The sequence below is a fragment of the Paenibacillus silagei genome (assembly GCF_017874735.1).
Taxonomy (GTDB): Bacteria; Bacillota; Bacilli; order Paenibacillales; family Paenibacillaceae; genus Paenibacillus_AQ; species Paenibacillus_AQ silagei.
In genome coordinates this window covers 108138-126163 of the sequence record NZ_JAGGLV010000016.1, presented here as the reverse complement: position 1 = coordinate 126163, position 18026 = coordinate 108138, and the positions used below count along the sequence as shown (strand labels likewise).

General features: G+C 55.9%; 10 protein-coding genes. 2 read left to right on the top strand and 8 right to left on the bottom strand.

Features of this window, described 5'->3' with window-relative positions; translation table 11 throughout:
• Positions 1–149: 149 nt before the first annotated feature.
• Positions 150–1646, bottom strand: coding sequence for a xylulokinase (gene xylB, locus J2Z70_RS22010; protein ID WP_209876783.1), 1497 nt, complete (start codon positions 1644–1646; stop codon positions 150–152).
• A gap of 836 nt (positions 1647–2482) precedes the next feature.
• Positions 2483–3802 (bottom strand): xylose isomerase, encoded by a 1320-nt coding sequence (gene xylA / locus J2Z70_RS22005; protein WP_036730361.1) that lies wholly within the window; start codon positions 3800–3802, stop codon positions 2483–2485.
• Between the two features lie 367 nt (positions 3803–4169).
• On the opposite strand from xylA, the gene J2Z70_RS22000 reads away from it, so the two are divergent.
• Together J2Z70_RS22000 and J2Z70_RS21995 are read left to right on the top strand one after the other, a co-directional pair.
• Positions 4170–5330, top strand: a complete 1161-nt coding sequence (locus tag J2Z70_RS22000; RefSeq protein ID WP_036730363.1) for an ROK family transcriptional regulator — start codon at positions 4170–4172, stop codon at positions 5328–5330.
• A 142-nt stretch (positions 5331–5472) separates the two neighbouring features.
• A complete protein-coding gene (locus J2Z70_RS21995; RefSeq protein WP_036694925.1) occupies positions 5473–5667 on the top strand; it encodes a hypothetical protein in 195 nt (64 codons plus the stop codon).
• A gap of 179 nt (positions 5668–5846) precedes the next feature.
• On the opposite strand, the gene J2Z70_RS21990 is transcribed toward J2Z70_RS21995, so the two are convergent.
• The 6 genes from J2Z70_RS21990 to J2Z70_RS21965 all read right to left on the bottom strand — a co-directional run bounded on the left by J2Z70_RS21990 (position 5847) and on the right by J2Z70_RS21965 (position 17279).
• Positions 5847–6083 (bottom strand): glutaredoxin family protein, encoded by a 237-nt coding sequence (locus tag J2Z70_RS21990; protein WP_036694922.1) that lies wholly within the window; start codon positions 6081–6083, stop codon positions 5847–5849.
• 83 nt (positions 6084–6166) lie between these two features.
• Complete coding sequence (gene trxB, locus J2Z70_RS21985; protein ID WP_209876781.1) at positions 6167–7108, bottom strand: thioredoxin-disulfide reductase; 942 nt, start codon at positions 7106–7108, stop codon at positions 6167–6169.
• 162 nt (positions 7109–7270) lie between these two features.
• Positions 7271–9217, bottom strand: coding sequence for a heavy metal translocating P-type ATPase (locus tag J2Z70_RS21980; RefSeq protein ID WP_245368432.1), 1947 nt, complete (start codon positions 9215–9217; stop codon positions 7271–7273).
• 438 nt (positions 9218–9655) lie between these two features.
• Positions 9656–12184 carry a GH36-type glycosyl hydrolase domain-containing protein gene (locus tag J2Z70_RS21975; RefSeq protein ID WP_209876777.1) on the bottom strand — a complete coding sequence of 843 codons (2529 nt, stop codon included), beginning with the start codon at positions 12182–12184 and terminating at the stop codon, positions 9656–9658.
• A complete protein-coding gene (locus tag J2Z70_RS33390) occupies positions 12181–16611 on the bottom strand; it encodes a glycoside hydrolase family 2 TIM barrel-domain containing protein (RefSeq protein ID WP_245368431.1) in 4431 nt (1476 codons plus the stop codon). The genes J2Z70_RS21975 and J2Z70_RS33390 overlap by 4 nt, the downstream gene beginning before the upstream one ends.
• Positions 16612–16613: 2 nt before the next feature.
• Entirely contained in the window at positions 16614–17279 is a 666-nt protein-coding gene (locus J2Z70_RS21965) for a hypothetical protein (protein WP_245368430.1), read from the bottom strand.
• Positions 17280–18026: the final 747 nt, after the last annotated feature.

The window sequence follows — 18026 nt, the reverse complement described above, 5'->3', positions numbered from 1 at the left end:
AATTGTACTTGAAGCAGTGCCGTCACTGCGGTGAACATTTGGACTTCCGGCCGATGTTGTCACCAGATAGTCTTCTTATATAGATCTTATACCCTAAAGAAAACAAGCTGCCACCCTTTACAGGATGGCAGTCATTCCGTGCGGATATTCTATTTACGGTAAGAAGCCAGCTTCTCATTCAGCTCGCGGGTCTGGCCGTATACATCCTGATACAAAGCGAAGATCCCGTCATATAGCGCCGCCTGATCTGCATTAGGGGTATAGGTCTCTGCCGGACGGATGAAGGCTTCCGCACATGCACCCAGGGACTCGAACCAGCCTGCGCCATAGGCTGCCAGCATAGCTGCGCCCATAGCCGGGCCCTGCTCGCTCTCCAGCTTGATGATCGTAGCGCCGAAGATATCAGCCTGCATCTGCAGCCAGGCTTCATTCTTAGCCCCGCCGCCGATCGCCACGACCTCGGTAATCTCTTTGCCGGATTCACGCACAATCTCAATCGATTCACGCAGCGAGAACGTGATGCCTTCCAGCACAGCGCGGGTAAAGTGGGACAGGGTATGTCCGGAATCCATACCGATGAAGCTGCCGCGGATGCTGGCATCCGGGTGCGGTGTACGTTCCCCGCTGATGTAAGGGGTGAACAAGAGACCGCTGCTGCCAGCCGGAATCTCGTTCACACCCTGCAGCAGCTCGTCGAAGCTCTTGTCTGCTGCAAAGGTCTCCTTGAACCAAGTCAGGCTGTGTCCTGCCGCCAGGGTAACACCCATAATATAGAAGGCATCCTTCTCACTGTGGTTGAAGAAATGCACTTTGCCTTCGAGGTTAAGATCCTTGTTGCTCTCGTAGGACAATACCACACCGGAAGTACCGATGCTGCACATCGTCCGGCCTTCACCCAGAATGCCGGCTCCCAGTGCGCCGCAGGCATTGTCTGCCCCGCCGGCGAACACCTTGGTGGTAGGAAGCAGGCCGGAGGCTTCGGCAACTGCCGGAAGCAGGGTTCCTGTCTGCTCGAAGGATTCCACGAGTCTCGGGCAGAGGGAGACCGGCAGATCGAACGCTCCGGCAATCTCTGCACTCCACTGCTTCGCGCCAACGTCGAGCAGCAGGGTTCCGGCTGCATCGGAGTAGTCCATGGCGTAGTCACCTGTCAGGTGGTAGCGCACATAATCCTTCGGCAGCAGGAACAATTCAGCCTTCGCGAGCACCTCAGGCTCATGCTCCTGGACCCACAGAATCTTCGGAAGCGTGAAGCCTTCGAGCGCGCGGTTGCGGGCGATATCGATCAGCTTGCTGCCGAGCTTCTTCTCAATTTTGCGGCATTCCGCAGTCGTACGTGTATCATTCCATAGAATGGCGGGACGCAGCGCCTTGCCTTCGCCGTCAACGAGCACAAGCCCGTGCATCTGGCCGGAGAAGCTGATACCGTCGATCTGTCCAGGCTCCACACCCGATACTTCCATCAGACGCTTCAGACTGGCGATGGTTCCCTTCACCCAATCCTCCGGGTTCTGCTCACTCCAGTTCGGCTGGGGTCTGCTGAGCGGATACGCTTCAGAATGCTCGAAAGCCACCTTGCCCTGAGGATCTACCAGTACAGTCTTGACCGCACTGGTTCCAAGATCGACACCAATTACATATTTCATAGTTATCCTCCTAAAAGTTATATGAAGCTTTACTTCTTGAACCAACTCCGCAATATAACTCGCTTCGTAAGCATAATCTTAAGTTTTGCGGGGTTCCGCATCCTGTATTCTCTTCGAGCAAAACTCGCTTCGTAAGCATACGCTTAGTTATATGAAGCATTACTTCTTGAACCAACTCCGCAATATAACTCGCTTCGTAAGCATAATCTTAAGTTTTGCGGGGTTCCGCATCCTGTATTCTCTTCAAGCAAAACTCGCTTCGTAAGCCTCTCCCGTATTACCGGAATCGCTTCCACTGAACATGCGGCCGCGATTGTATTTCCTGCAATAGATTCTCGTTAAATCGGCCGAAAATCCTAGGCAATTGTACTTTGTACACTAGAATTCCATGAAAAGGCTGTTTTGTACGGTATCCTCAAATATCTGTTGTATGGAATACAGCAGAATGCTATTTTGCAGCCAAATTAGAGCATTCTACTGCACAAAATACACTCACACAGTCCTAGTAGAGCATCAGAGCTAAACAAGCTGAACCGAGCCAATTGGTGATAGTTGTATTCTGTACATCTAAATATAGTGAAAAGAAAGGTTTTCCTCCTCTAACTGTACTCAGTACAACTAAATCTGCCCAAATAGGCAAAAACCCGGGTACGGAGGCAGTTTAATTGTACGAAATACAACTAAACGGATATTCGGCGATACATAAGATGATTTAGTTGTATAAAATGCATTTCCAGTATTAAAAAAGGGGCTGCCGAAGAATGCTCTCTTCAGCAACCCCCGTTGCGTGTCTTCTCTAATGAATCCGCGGGCAATCCCGCAAATCCGGCAGCGTCTTACTCAGCAGTCAGGATGTACTGGTTAAGTGTAGCTCTCAGCAGTTCCTGACGTCCGGATTTGTTCGGACGCGGGCTCTCGTTGTTCAGCGCGTAGTCAGCCAGCGAAGCCAGTGTCGCTTTGCCGGATACGATGTCAGCGCCAACGCCTTCGTTGAAGCTGCTGTAACGCTCAGCGATGAAGTTCTCGAATACGCCGTCTTCCAGCAGCTTAGCAGCTACCTTCAGGCCCTTAGCGTATACGTCCATACCGGAGATGTGTGCCAGGAACAGATCCTCAGGCTCGAAGGAAGGACGGCGTACTTTGGAGTCAAAGTTGATTCCGCCTTTGCCCAGACCATCGTTCTTCAGTACTTCATAGAGAGTCAGTGTAGCATCGTAGATGCTTGCAGGGAATTCATCTGTATCCCAGCCGAGCAACGGATCGCCCTGGTTCGCATCGAGTGATCCCAGCATGCCGTTAATACGGGCTACATGCAGTTCATGCTCGAAGGTGTGGCCAGCGAGTGTAGCATGGTTCGCTTCAAGGTTCAGCTTGAAGTGCTTATCCAGGTTGTACTTCTGCAGGAATGCGATGCAGGTTGCTGCATCGAAGTCATATTGGTGCTTGGTAGGCTCTTTCGGCTTAGGCTCGATCAGGAACTGGCCGTCGAAGCCGATTTCCTTCGCATAATCTACAGCCATGCTGAACAGGCGGGCAATGTTGTCCTGCTCCAGCTGCATATTGGTGTTCAGCAGTGTCTCATAACCTTCACGGCCGCCCCAGAATACATAGTTGTCAGCGCCCAGACGTTTACCCACTTCCAGACCTTTCTTCACTTGTGCAGCAGCGTGTGCGAATACGTCAGCGTTGCAGGTGGAGCCTGCACCGTGCATGTAGCGCGGGTTGGTGAACATGTTGGCAGTGTTCCACAGCAGTTTTTTGCCGGAAGCCTTCATGCCTTGTTCAAGGATGTCTACGATCGTATCGATGTTGCTGTAGAATTCACGCAGGGACGCGCCTTCAGGAGCGATGTCCACATCATGGAAGCAGTAGTACTGCAGGTCCATCTTCTCCATGAATTCGAATGCTGCTTCTGCACGGGCCTTAGCCTTGTCCAGCGTGCTCAGTTTGTCCCAAGCGCGGACTGCAGTTTCAGCGCCGAACGGGTCGGAACCGCCAGCTGTTAATGTATGCCAGTAAGCCATTGCAAATTTCAGGTGTTCTTCCATTGTTTTGCCGGCTACGATTTCTGTAGGATTGTAGAATTTGAATGCATAAGGGTTGGTGGAACGGCTTCCCTCGTAAGAGATCTTGCTCACTGTTTCAAAATAAGCCATTTGTAAAATCCTCCTCGATAATTTGCTTCGCCCGCAAGCGTTTACAGCATCATCTTAACACATCTCTTTGACTTTGTATATTGGTTAAACAAAGTTTTTTTATTTTTATTTTTCCCGCTGTTTCGCGTGTCTACCGGAGCTTATATTCACCTTCATAAGTTCCAGTTATTTAAAAATATGTAACGTTCGGACCGTCCAGCTCCAACGGATATAGTTGCATTTTTACGCTCTTCATTCTAGACTAGGGGGCATACCCGCGCAGCGGAGAGCGTCTTCACAGCTTCCCTCCTCCCGCCTGTGCAAGGGCCCAGTAATCTACTCGGTTCTATACTGATAAATTCTTATATTGTAAAAGGAAGTGTGCTGCTTGAAAGTTACCGGTGATCAGGCGCTGGTCAAAAAAATAAACAAATCGATTATTTTACATACCATCCGTATGCATTCCCCCATCTCACGGGCCAAGGTGTCAGAGGTGACAGGATTGAATAAAGCTACCGTCTCCAATCTGGTAGCCGAGCTATGCGGGCAGCAGCTCGTAACCGAGGCTGGACCCGGAGAATCCAGCGGCGGGCGTAAGCCGCTGATGCTGCATTTTAACGAAATGGCGGGAAGTGTGATCGGGATCGAGCTGCGCGTGAAACAGCTTAAGGCCGTACTCTGCAACCTGGGGGGCGGCATTCTTCATGAACGGGACAGTGTGCTGGAGAACCACGACTTCCCTTATGTGCTCGGGCAGATGCAGCAGATGATTTCGGAGCTAATCGCTACGGCCCCGCCTTCACATTATGGACTCGTCGGCATTGGTGTCGGCGTCCCGGGAATGGTCGATGAGCACGGCGTTGTCCTGTTCGCGCCCAACCTGGGCTGGGAGATGGTAGACCTGCGTTCGATTCTGGAAAGCGCCTTCGCGGTGCCGGTCACCATTGATAATGAGGCCAACGCAGGGGCTCAGGGTGAGCTGAACTTCGGGGCGGCCCGCGATGTGCGCCATCTGCTGTATATCAGCGCCGGCTCGGGGATCGGGTCGGGGATTATTATCGGCGGAGAGTTGTACAAGGGCGCGCGCGGCTATGCGGGTGAGACCGGACATATGACGATTGAAGCGGAAGGCAAGCCTTGCAGCTGCGGCAGCCGGGGCTGCTGGGAGCTGTACGCCTCCGAGAAAACCTATGATAACCCCGGACTCTCCCTCCCGGCCCGCACAACGACCGGACTGGTCAAGTATGCGCTTGAGGGACAGCCCGATACGCTAAGCCATTTCAACTCCATTGGAGAGTATCTGGGGATCGGAGTTACCAATCTGATCAACAGCTTCAACCCAGAGCTGATCGTGATCGGCGGCGCTCTATCGGAGGCGGAGCCGTGGCTCGGCGAGCCGCTGCGCCGGGTGGTAGCTGAGCGTACCCTCCCCTACCATAAGCAGCAGCTGGAAATCACCTTCTCCAGGCTGGGAAGCCGGGGAACCATGATTGGAGCGGGTTTTTCAGCGGTGATGCATTTTCTGGGCAACATCCGCGTCACCCTATAGACCCTTAAATTCTTATATTTCTTAAAATCGCCGCATTTTTTTCTGCATTTCCTGCTCTATAAGGAGTGGCTATCCTATATAATAAGGATACTCGTGTGACATTTGTCACCACACCCCTTTTTCTGAAATGGAGAGAGAATCCATGACTTATGTTGATACGTCTGATATTTCGGCGAAGATGTTCATCGCAGTGCTGCTGCTGCTGCTCATCATTGCTCCGCTCGTCAGCCTCGGTGTCCTGCGTCTGTTCCAGTCGCGGAAGAAATCGGGATTCCTCCTTATCGCAAGCGGCATTGCCGTCTATGCTGTCTTTCAGATGTTCATGTCTCTTACCTGAGGTCTGCAAGCAGACAGAAATGACGTAAGCAAGTGGAGAAGCAGCATTTAAGATTGTTCATTTTCGCTAAAGCAGGCCAGGCCAATGGGCAGATTTAAATGTTGTTTTTCCTCCGCATGCACCGCAAAAAGCCGCCTCCCACCGGGAAGCGGCTCTATATATTTCAGGACTGCCGGCTATTATTCCGTCGCAGCCAAAGCCTTGTCGAACTTGGTCTTGTTCATGCCGACGATCTTCATATCCCCGATCACCGTAATCGGCACAGCTCTCATGCCCATATCCCACACCTGCTGGGCGTACTCTTCATTCTGCTCGATGTTGCGTTCTTCGTACGCTACCCCTTTATCGCTCAGGAAGCTTTTCACCTGACGGCAATGCGGGCAATTCGTCGATGTGTATACAATTACATTCTCCATAGTATGATTTCCTCCTCGTACCTAAGTATTAGACTCTGAGCTCTATTGTAGCACCGGAATCCCTGCTTCTCCAAATGCCAGACTTACATAATTACTGCGCTGTGCTCCAGGCTCTCGATATATTTCTCGGCATCCATAGCCGCCATACAGCCGCTGCCCGCAGCCGTAATGGCCTGTCTGTAACGGGTATCCTGCACGTCGCCGCAGGCGAATACGCCGGGAATGTTCGTCTCGGAGGTGCCGGGATTCGATACGATATAACCGTTGGCATCCGTAGTGATCTGTCCGCCCAGGAATGCCGTATTCGGATGATGGCCAACCGCCACGAATACCCCGCTGGCTTCAATGAACTCTTTTTCGCCAGTCTCGTTGTTGATCACCTTCAGGCCAGTTACACCCTTGTCTTCGGCAATCACTTCAACAGGGGTACGGTTCAGTCCCCAGGTCACTTTGGCGTTATCGCGGACACGGTCCTGCATAATCTTCGAGGCCCGCAGCTCTTCGCGGCGGTGCACCAGGGTTACCTTGGATGCAAAACGTGTCAGGAAGCCCGCTTCTTCAAGCGCGGAATCGCCGCCGCCGACCACCACGATCTCTTTGCCGCGGAAGAAAAATCCGTCACAGGTAGCACAAGTGCTGACCCCGCGGCCAATATTATCTTGTTCCCCGGGAATTCCGAGATACTTGGCTGTGGCACCCGTGGAGATAATCAGCGTATCCGTAATCAGTGTGCCCATACCTTCCACGTTAAGCTTGAACGGACGGTCGCCCAGCTCCACGCTGTTCACCCAGCCGGTCACGAACTGTGCGCCGAATCGCTCAGCCTGCTTGCGCATATTATCCATCAGATCGGGACCCAGAATGCCTTCCGGGAATCCCGGGAAGTTCTCGATCTCCGTTGTAGTTGTAAGCTGTCCGCCTGGCTGCGGACCTTCGATAACGAGCGGGTTCAGGTTCGCACGGGCCAAATATATAGCAGCTGTCAATCCGGCCGGTCCAGTACCGACAATAATTGATTTGTACATGATGATATCCCCCTTGAGATGGACGGAAAAGACGCCATTCCTTATTTAAAATAATTATAATCTAGTATTTATTATGATCACCTCAAGGGGAGTTGTCAATATGCCAGACCCGTTGTAAACGCTCCATTTTGTGAACAATTCAATTTTAAGCAATCTAAAGTGTTATCGCAAAAGACGCAGGCCGTTAAGGATGACGAGAATCGTACTTCCCTCATGTCCGACCACCCCGAACGGCAGCGCAATTCCCTGCACAAAGTTGCTGATCATCAAGGCGGCAATGACCGTTACCGCAAAAATCATATTCTGCTTCACAATCCGCTGCGTCCGCCGCGCCAGGGCAATCGTCCCGGCAATCTCTTCAATGTTGTCATTCATCAGCACCACATCGGCAATCTCCAGTGCAGCCCCGCTACCCTTCATGCCCATGCCCATGCCAACCGTTGCGGTAGCGAGCGCAGGCGCATCATTCACCCCATCGCCTACCATGATCACATGACCGTATTGCTCCCGAAGCGCCTTGATATGCGATACCTTATCTTCCGGCAAAAGCCCGGCGAACACGAGATCGACGCCGCTCTCACCCGCAATGACCCGGGCTGTAGCCTCGCGGTCACCGGTCAGCATCGCTACCTTGATCCCCAGATCATGCAGCTTGCGCACAGCAGCCGCCGCCTGCGGGCGCACAGTGTCCTGCAGGGCAATCATTCCGGCAATGGTCTCTCCGGCAAGGATCAGCGATACCGTTTTGCCTTCCTGTTCCAGCCTGCTGCGCAGAGTCTTCCAATTGTCCGTATCCGCCCCGGCAGCCGCCCCTTCCGCTTCATCCAGCAGATTCGACTTGCCGATCCGCCACAGCTGGCCGTCGATGACGCCTTCAATTCCCCAGCCGGTGACCGACTGGCTCTCTTCAATATCCCGCAGTCCGATCTGTTCCGCTTCCGCAAGCGCGACAATGGCCTCTGCCAGCGGATGCCCCGACAGCTTCTCAATGGAGGCGCTCACGGCCAGCAGCTCTTCCCGCACATAGCCTTCTCCGGCGATGAAGTCCGTGACCTGCGGGATGCCTTCCGTCAGGGTACCCGTTTTGTCAAAAGCAACGACCGAGGTCCGTGCCATATTCTCCAGATGTACCCCGCCTTTGAACAGGATGCCTTTGCGGGCGCTCTTGGAGATGGCCGACAGCATGGCGGGCATGATGGAGGATACCAGCGCACACGGGGAAGCCACGACCAGGAACACCATTGCCTTGTAGAACGTATTGCTCCAGCTCCAGTCCAGCACAAACGGCGGCAAGATGATCAGCAGGACCGTGGCAGCCACGACAACTCGGGCATATACGGATTCAAGCCGTTTGATAAAACGCTGCGAATCCGGCACCTCATTCTCAGCCTCTTCGACCATGCGGATGATTTTGGCGAACAGCGTATTCTCGGCCGTCTTCGTCACTTCTATATAGAGGGGGCCTTCTCCATTAACGGTACCGGCGAATACTTCACTGCCGGCAGTTTTGTCTACGGGCAGCGATTCTCCCGTGATGGAGGCCTGATTCACAGACGACTCCCCCCGGCATACCTTGCCGTCAGCGGGAACCAGCTCACCCGGACGGATCAGCAGCAGATCTCCGAGCATGAGCTCATCAATCGTTACCTCACTCATCGCCCCCTGCTCAATCCGGACCGCAGTAGCAGGCTTGAGGGCCAGCAGAGCGGAGATGTCCTTTTTGCTGCGCTCCATGGTGTAGCTCTCCAACGCTCCGCTCAGGGCAAAGATGAAAATCAGCATCGCCCCTTCATTCCAGTACCCGATGGAGGCGGCACCCAGCGCTGCAGCGATCATCAGCAGGTTGACATCCAGGTCACGTTCCTTGACCAGCGTCTCCACGCCCTCCTTCGCCTTCATCCAGCCGCCCAGTGTGTAAGAGATCACATAGAGGATGACGGATAAGACCTCCGACCAGCCGCTGGTGGCCCAGGCTATGAGCATAATCAGCCCGCTCCCCAGAGCGGCCTGCATTTCGGAGTTGCTGATCATCGCCAGCGGATCGAAACGGCGCGGTCCCGGAGTGCGGGGCTGCTGCGCCCCTCCTTGACGCGCTATAGATTTGGGCATTGATTTCGAGGTTGCTTGCATGAACAATCACCTTCCTGAATGGTTTTGGTTAAGCGCACACTTGAGAATGAGAGCCATTATTAACACCCTTAAAATGACACATGCTGCCCCGGCATCGCCGGGACAGCATGTTGAATGGGTATGGTAGTTGAGGATAATGACTGAGAGATAAATGAGAATGATAATCATTGTTGCAATAGAGCAACTATATTTCCTTCGTGCAACTTATAACTATACTATACCACGCCAGGCGTAAAAGTAAACCCGGGGGCAAGCCTGATTTTTGGGAAAGAGGGGGTTATATCAACCGGCTGTTGTTGAACACTAACAAAAAGTCCCGCCGGGGCGCTGCTAAAGCCGTTAGCGGGACACTTTTTATATACTGCTTATATACTCTGAATCTAACTTAGACACTCTGTCTATACAGAAAGCCTATCGTTATAATATGACCTCCACTTTCACTGATTGTTTGTGCGGATATGCGGGGATGACTGTTCCTTCGAGCCGTTCGCCGTCCACCCGGATTTCTTGGACGCCTGAGCAGACATGGCTGTTGTTCTTCACGGTAATCTCATACTCGCAGCCACGGAACCGCCGGGTGACCGAGAAGCCCTCCCAGGCAGACGGGATGCACGGGTTAATGGACAGTCCGGCCAGCACCGGCTTGATGCCCATAATGTACTGTGTAGCAGCTACATACATCCACGCAGCCGTCCCGGTCAGCCAGGATACATTCGCCAGACCGAAGCGGTCGGACTCTGGCCCGAACAGGTTCGAAGCATAGACATACGGTTCTGCCTTGTAGCGCCAGATTCCGGCTTGTTCCATGGCGATGTTCGGGATCAGCTGGCGGTAATATTTGTACGCCTGATCCCCTCTGCCCAGCATACACTCCGCAATAATGGCCCAGGTATTGGCGTGGCAGAAGACGGCCCCATTCTCCCCGGTTCCTTTGTTATAGTTGGTTAGCGGATCGGCGGGATCGGGGAAGGTGGTGATGGACGGATGCAGTTTTTTGATACCCAGCTCTGTATCGAGAATATCGCGCACACTGTCCATAGCCTTCAGTCCCTTGTCAGACTCGGCCATCCCGGACAGGGTCGCCCAAGTCTGGGCGTTGAGCCAGATCTGGGCCTCCTCATGCTCAGCGGTACCCAGATACCGCCCGTCATCCATCACCGCCCGCCGGAACCACTTCCCGTCCCAGCCCAGCGTGTTCACGAGCGACTTCTGCTCCCCGTAGAGCCGGTCATAGTACGCCGCATGCTCCGGGTAACCGGAAGCCGCCGCCAGATCCTTCATACGCAGCAGCACCGTCCCGAACTGCATTGCTGTCCAGATGCTCTCCCCCCTGCCCTCACGGCATACGCGGAAAAGCTGGTCATTCCAGTCCGAGCGCAGCATCAGCGGAAAGCCGTTGGGTCCCAGCCTGGAGACGGTAAAATCAATCGCCCGCTTCAAATGTTCATAGAGCGGCGCTTCACCGCCATCATAGAACGGAATATTTTCCTGAAGGAATGCCGCGTCTCCGGTCTCGGCAAGAATGTCCCAAACGGCCAGCGCCGTCCACAGGTGATCATCCGAATGGATGCTGGTCACCGGGTCCCAGCCCTCATTCGGGAAAAAATAATGATTCACATGCCCGTCCCGATACTGCTGCCCCAGGAGCAGGCGGACTTTATCCTTAGCCGCCTCCGGATCGTACGGTACGACCGCCAGAATATCCTGTGCCGTATCCCGGTAGCCTACGCCCCGGAAGGTACCGGTGGCATAGTACGAAATATTGCGCGAAAAAAGGAAGTTCCGCTGCGACTGGTACGGATTCCAGGTGTTGAGCATACGCTGCGCATCCTGATCCGGCAGCTCACAATTCCAGGCCCTGAGGTAACGCGCCCAGTTCTCCTGAAGCGCCGCGTAGGAACGGGTGACGAAATCCGCCTCCCGCGAATGGCTGATGGCCCGTTCAATCTCGGTCTCGTTCATCGCTGTTCCAAGGAAAAAGTTCACGGTGCGGGTCTCGCCAGGCGCAAGCTTTACCCGGACCTGGAGTGCACCGCAGGGGTCGCCTCCCAGAATGGCCGAGCCGGTGCAGCCCCCCTGCTCAATAGCAGCCGGATTGGATTCGCTGCGGTAGCTGCCGATGAATTCTTCACGGTCGCCGTCATACCCGGCGAGCGGCGCATCGGACATCATATAGACCAGCGGGGTTTCGTCCGGCTTGGGCTGATTTTCCACCCCATATTTGTAGATCAGCGCTTTCTTCTCATGGTACTGCACCGAGACCTGATGCTTGTTATAACATTGCCATTGCAGCTCACGCATGAACTCCATCATCCCAAACTCGGCGTAAGCATACACGTTCAGCTCCTTGACCTTGCTGCTATTGTTCGTCAGCGTCAGATTCCAGATCAGGGAATTCTCATAGGGTCCGACAAAATAAACCGTCTTCGCCGCCAGCTCATCCGCCTGCGCTTCAAACCGGGTATAGCCCATGCCATGGCTGCTCCGCCACTCCTGCGGCTTCCGGAAGGCCGGCTCATACGTGGGACACCAGTAGCTGCCTGTTCCGGCATCCTGCAAGTAAATATACGGGCCGGAGCGGTCGGTGGGCAGATGGAAGAAACGGTAGCGGGTAATCCGCCAGATCTGCGGAGACTTATAGAAGGCCAATCCCCCGCCCGCATGGGACAGCATGGTATGGAAGGTTCCGTTGGATAAATAGTTCAGCCAGGGGGTCGGCATATCATGCCGCTTGAACTCTACCTCCCTCGCGTCATCATTGAAGGCGAAATACTGGTCCAGCTCAGCAGTACGGGCAAGCAAATCGTTCTCATAAGGCGGTTCTACAGCCTTGTTCTGTGCGTCGACAGATGGGCCTGCGGGTGGTACAGGTGGTGCGGTTGATGCAGGTGGTATCGGTTCATTGGCGTTCATATCGGTCTGCTCCTCTCCATTGCTGTTGCTCACTTGGGCTCCACCTCATCCATCGTCAGGCGGAACTCCAGATCATTCATATACGTGCCGTCTGTATTCAGGAACACCATGCCGAAGGCGATATCCTCCTGTGCTCCCCGAACGATGGCGATCAGGCGGTTGATCCCGCTGGCCAGCGTAATCTCCTGTTCAGGATCTGCCACCAGCCTGCCATTCATATAGATCTCAAAAGCACAGGCCGAGTTCACCCGGAGTCTGCCGGTTCTCGTTCCACCCGGCTTCCCGCTTCCTGCGGCTGCTTCGGTTGCATCCCCCGTCTCCGGCAGGTGCACGAAGCAGCTCAGGAACAGGGGCCGGCCCTCCGGTGCGGGGATGAGGAAGGTTCCGTCCGGGCGCCGTTCTTTTTTCTTCATCCAGCCGTATAGGCCTTCCCCCAAATTGTTCAGGGAGAATTCGGGGTCTGTATAGTAGTCCTTCATCGCCTCGTAGCCGGTATGCGGCGGACAGAACAGTGTCATTGCGGCCTCCACCGCCCACTGCGCATCTCCCTTGTCATGAAGCAGCAGCTCATCGGCGAAAGCGGCTCCGAGATTTCCGAGCAGGCGCGTGTAGAGCCTGAGACTCTTGTCGCTATCCGGGTCGGCGAGCAGCTGCGAGCAGACGATCTCTCCTGCTCCGGCCGCCTGCCGGATCACAAAAGCTCCCGGAGCAGCCGCCTTCCTGCGGTTCAGCTCGACCAGCGCCAGCCTGCTGTATTCCGCCGTATGCTGCCCGGCGAAATAGTCCTTCCAGGCTGTGCCTTCGACGCTGGTGCACAGCACCTCGGCGTCCGGCACCTCCAGCCTGTACCCGGCCAGCTCCCGGTTGACGACATCCCGGGGCGAGAGATGCACCTTGTCGAAGCCGAACAGGTCGACGGGGCTGATGCCCTGCATGGCGGCGTGCGCATAGTCCGCCGCCAGATGATACGTCCCGTGCGGCGCAATACGCACGGGAGCGTCCAGCAGGCGGGCGAGTGCCTCCTGCCCGCCGGGCTCTGCCGGCAGCACCAGCACGATGCCGCCGGCCAGGGCTGCCTGGCGCACGGCTTCCGCCGCGCCCGGTGCGCCCAGCAGTGCGGCCTCCACGACGAGGAGGCCGGGGGTCAGGCCGGACAAGCCTGCGGCGCTGTCCAGCCTTTGGCCCTTGAGGCGGAGCTTGCCGAGCAAGGCTGCCGCCGGACTGTCGCTGCGGACCCAGACCGCAGCGGATTGTGCCGCGGCTGGATCGGCTGCTGCGGGCTGCACCGCAGCCGGGGCTGGAGCAGTTACGGCTGCGGTAAGATCGGTGCATGATGGAACGGTAGCGCATTGCTCCTCTACGACGGACCTGGCGGCGGTGGCAAGATCGGCTGCTGCGGTCTCCGGCGCGGCGGACCGCAGCGCAACAGCCGCCGGACCAGCGGCCGCGTGGACTGCGCGGCCCGCATACTGCAGCAGGCTGCGCAGCAGTAGCTGCGCCTGGGGAACCCGCTGGAGATGGTCCATAATCTCCAGCTGATTCGCCAGGAACATGCCTGATCCGCTGCGGTATTCCAGCAGCGGCGACCACAAATCGCCGCCGTCTCCGAAGTCCCCTGCGCTGCATTCCAGCAGCAGGGTGAAGTCGCCGATTACCGGCTTCTCGAACGCCGCATGGATGATCGGCAGCGGCCCGTCCTCGCGCAGCTCCTCATGCCAGTACATCAGATCTTCCGGGCCTAATCCCCGGAGAACCGGATGCCCGTAATCCCCGGCATGTGCGCGGATGAATTCCCGGCGGGTGAGCGGCAGTCTGCCGCAAGAGAGATGAAGCTGCTCCAGCAGCAGCAGCCGGCCGCCCCGCTGCACGAATCCTCTCAGCCTCCGGTCAAGCGACCCATCCTTATCCTCCATTTTGCTGCCGACAATCAGCAGGCTTCCAGCCGCAAGCTTATCTACCGCTTCCGGCTCTGCCCGGACCAGAGCGGGCACCAGCGCGTGAATCGCCTGGAAGTCCCGGTCAGAGCCGATGTATGCTGCGGACAGGGCAATCTCTACCGGCTCGGTCCGGCAGCTCCCGGACAGCAGGCGGTAGCTTACCTCAAGCTCATGCATCAGCTCGCTGCCATGGAACAGCCGGGCAGACAGAGTGGCTTCTCCTTCACCTACCGGTGCGCCTACTGGTGCTCCTACTCCGGCCCCCTCTCCTCCTTTTGCCCCTTTTCCTACTCCTGCCCCATCTTGTACTGATGTCCCATCTCCTGCTGCTACCCTATCTCCTACTGCTACCCCAGCTCCTTCGCCATGGACTGCCTCCGGCATCCACTCCAGCCGGATGCTCCGGCGCTGAGCAGGCTCATGACGGAAGCGGAAGGTCTCGCTGTGTACGCTGCGCCCGCCCTGCATGACTTCACATTCCACCGTTACTTCCTGCGTGGACAGTGTATCGTTATAGACATCGAAGCTGCGGGAGACCGGCGCATCATCGAAGAAGCAGCGGTTGTATTCGGCGGCAATCAGCGTTACCGGCTTGAAGGCCGCAGCCATAATAGCAAAAGCCGGATTAGGCCTGTAGACCGGATATTCCTCCGGCAGCAGCCCGTTGTTCAGCGAAAGCGAGTAGGCCGGAATCACGGCAGGCTTGGAACCGGGTGTGGTCAGATCAGCCTGCGGCAGCTTCAGCTCCTGCTCCGGCATCGCCCGCATGAAGTAATGGACAAAGTTAAAGGTAGAGATGCCTGAAACTCCCTGCCGCCTTGCATATTCCACGAACAGCCGCTCCTTGCGGGCCAGCCCGGCAGCACTTGCGTCCGAATCCTTATATACATCCATTCCCGAGTACATGCTGCTGTTCTGCGGACAGATGTACCACCAGCCGCCATGCTCACCGAAGGTGAGCGGAACCTGCCGGTCCCACTGCGCGATGGTGCCGTCAATATTGTAATGGCGGCTCTCCACCTCGGTCTGCTGCCTGGAGACCAGGCGGTTATCCCCTTCCACCATGACCGGGCGGGTATCATCCAGCGCCTTCATCAGCTCAATCAGGCCGGGGATATGCTGCTTGTATTCATCGCGTCCATCCACCCAACGCATCTCGTTCTGCACACTCCACAGGATGACCGAGGGGTGATTCTTGTCCCGCTGCACCAGCCGCTGCACATGCGCACGGCAATTGTCTATGAAATCTGGATGGGCGGCATCCATGCTTTTGCTGGAGCCGTAGATAGCCGTCTCATCGACAATCAGCATCCCCTCCTCATCGGCAATCCGCAGATAATCTGACGGATACGGCTGCGCATGGAGCCGGATGCTGTTAATGCCCGCCTGCCGGCACATCCGGTACCAGTTACGGATATAGTCCTCTGTCTGCTGGGCCGCCCCCTGAAAATGCCAAGAGTCCCCCCGCAGATTAACGGGAATCCCGTTCAGCATAAACTGCGGCCCTTCGCACCAGAACTCCCGGAAGCCGAAGGTCTCGCTCCGGCGGTCCAGAACGACATCGCCCGATTGAAGCACTAGCTCCAGCTCATACAGGACAGGGGAATCCGGACTCCACAGCATGGCCTCCTGCCAGGGCAGGCTGAATGCCGCTCCTCCCCACTCCCGGCTGCCGGTATTTCTGCATAACTGCCGTCCGGCCGCAGCCTCCGCAGGGCGAAGCGCTACTGCGGCTTCCGCTTCAAGTACGGGCAGCGGACGGGCGGCCGCCAGCTTCTGCGACAGATGGGGCGGCTCTGTCCGTGCGGCCGGAACGCCGGACGTTCGCTCCCTGACCTGCAAAAGCACCCGCAGTCCTTCGGACAAGGGACCGTCTTCTGTGCCGCTTATCAGGGCATCCACTTCCAGCCTTCCCTGCCGGAAAGAGGTGCGGATCATAAGATCCTCCAGCGATACCGGCGGATAGGTCTCCAGGAAGACATCCTGCCAGATGCCCCGGGCGATTCTGCCGAACCAGGAGCCGGAGAGTCCGGTGATTTTGGTCTCCCCGGAGGGAAGCACGGCCGTGTCGAAGCTGCCGCAGACCACGTGCAGCTGCTGCTCCCGGCCGGGCTTCACCAGCCCGGTGATATCCAGCCGCAAGGGCAGGAAGCCGTCCTCCCAGAGCGCAATCCGCTCGCGGTCCAGATAGATTGCCGCTTTTTGCATAATGCCATCGAACCGAAGTACGACCCGCTGCTCCAGCATTGTCTCCGGCACCTGAAAGCTGCGGTGAAGCACCCCGGCTTCGGCTGCATTCCATTCCTCCGGGTAGCTGTAAACATCGAAGGGCTGAAAATTATGGTCGGCGACTTCGCCGAATTTGCTGCCCGAAGGCGCAGTATAGCTGTAGCGCCAGCTCGATGGAACCTGTATTTTACGGGCCTCGTATTGCAATTTCTCCGGAAGGGCGCGAGTGCGCGGCTGGTCATAGAGCGGCATGAAATCCCACTCACCATTGAGACATATCGATGTACGTAGCATAATCATTCTCCTTTTTCCGCATAGGGGCGGGGGATGGTTAGGACGAGCGTAAGCTTTTTCCAAATGGCCTGATCCGGCGGCATCTCACTCCATTTCCTGAAATGCGGGTCCATCACCTCACCCCAGTTGTCCGGCCGGAGATTCGTGGCAAGCTTCCCGGCGTACGGGGCAGGCTCCACCGTTGCAGGCAGCTCGGAATAAAAAAACAGCAGGTTCTCATGCAGCCCGATAATCCCATATTTGTCGCCGTCCCCCGGATGCTCCTCCTGATACTGGTAATGGTGATACACATAGCTTGCGACCTGCTCCGGCTTCAGCGCCGCCACTCTTCCGTAGGGGGTTCCCGCCGCATGACTGCGCTTCCAATGCTCTGCGGAGACTGGCTGCTGATAATGGAAAATATCCATCATAGGCACCCACAACCGGGGCTGCTCCCCTCCCGGCCATTCCTTGAGAATCTCTGCAGTCCCCTGAAACAGCTGCTCCGGCTCCACCTCCCGGCGGGTGCACTCATAGTACAGAAACAGCTCCTTGCCATCCTGAAAAATACTAAGCCGTCCCAGGCCCAGCCTGTCCATGCGTTCATTCAGCAGCCCGGTCTGTGCCTCCCAGAACGCTGATGGATTAGTAGCCTCCCTGCACTCGGCTCTATATAAACAACGCTGCATCGTGTCCCTCCAGCCTTATGTCATCTACCCTTCTAGAGTAACGTATCCGGCGGGCCGATTCCTTGACGATCATGCCCTTCTTTAGCATAATAACGACATGCAAAAATGCAGCTATACGTGCACATAATGCGGCAACCGAATCCGGGCTTACTGTCAGCGCTGTGCAGAACACCCGCCGATGTTTCAGGCATAAAGGAGAGGCTTGTTCCGGGAGAAAATAAGATGCTGATCGAGGCCTGCCAACGCCGGCACTGGGGGGGACATATACACTTGACTCGTGCGCCAACAGTGCTATTCCAGTAAATACGGTGTATTTATCCCTTCATCCGTGCGCCGACGGTAGATTTACGTAAATGCAGTGTATTTATACCCTTCATCATTGGGCTCGCACGCAGACACGTGAACCAATGTATGCGGAAAACAGCATACATTCAGCTCGCACGCAGGCACATGGACCAAATGTAGCGGAAAACAGCATACATTCTGCTCGCACGCAGGCACATGGACCAAATGTATGCGGAAAACAGCATACATTCAGCTCGCACGCAGACACGTGAACCAATGTATGCGGAAAACAGCATACATTCAGCTCGCACGCAGGCACATGGACCAAATGTATACGGAAAACAGCATACATTCTGCTCGCACGCAGACACGTGAACCAATGTATGCGGAAAACAGCATACATTCAGCTCGCACGCAGGCACATGGACCAAATGTATGCGGAAAACAGCATACATTCAGCTC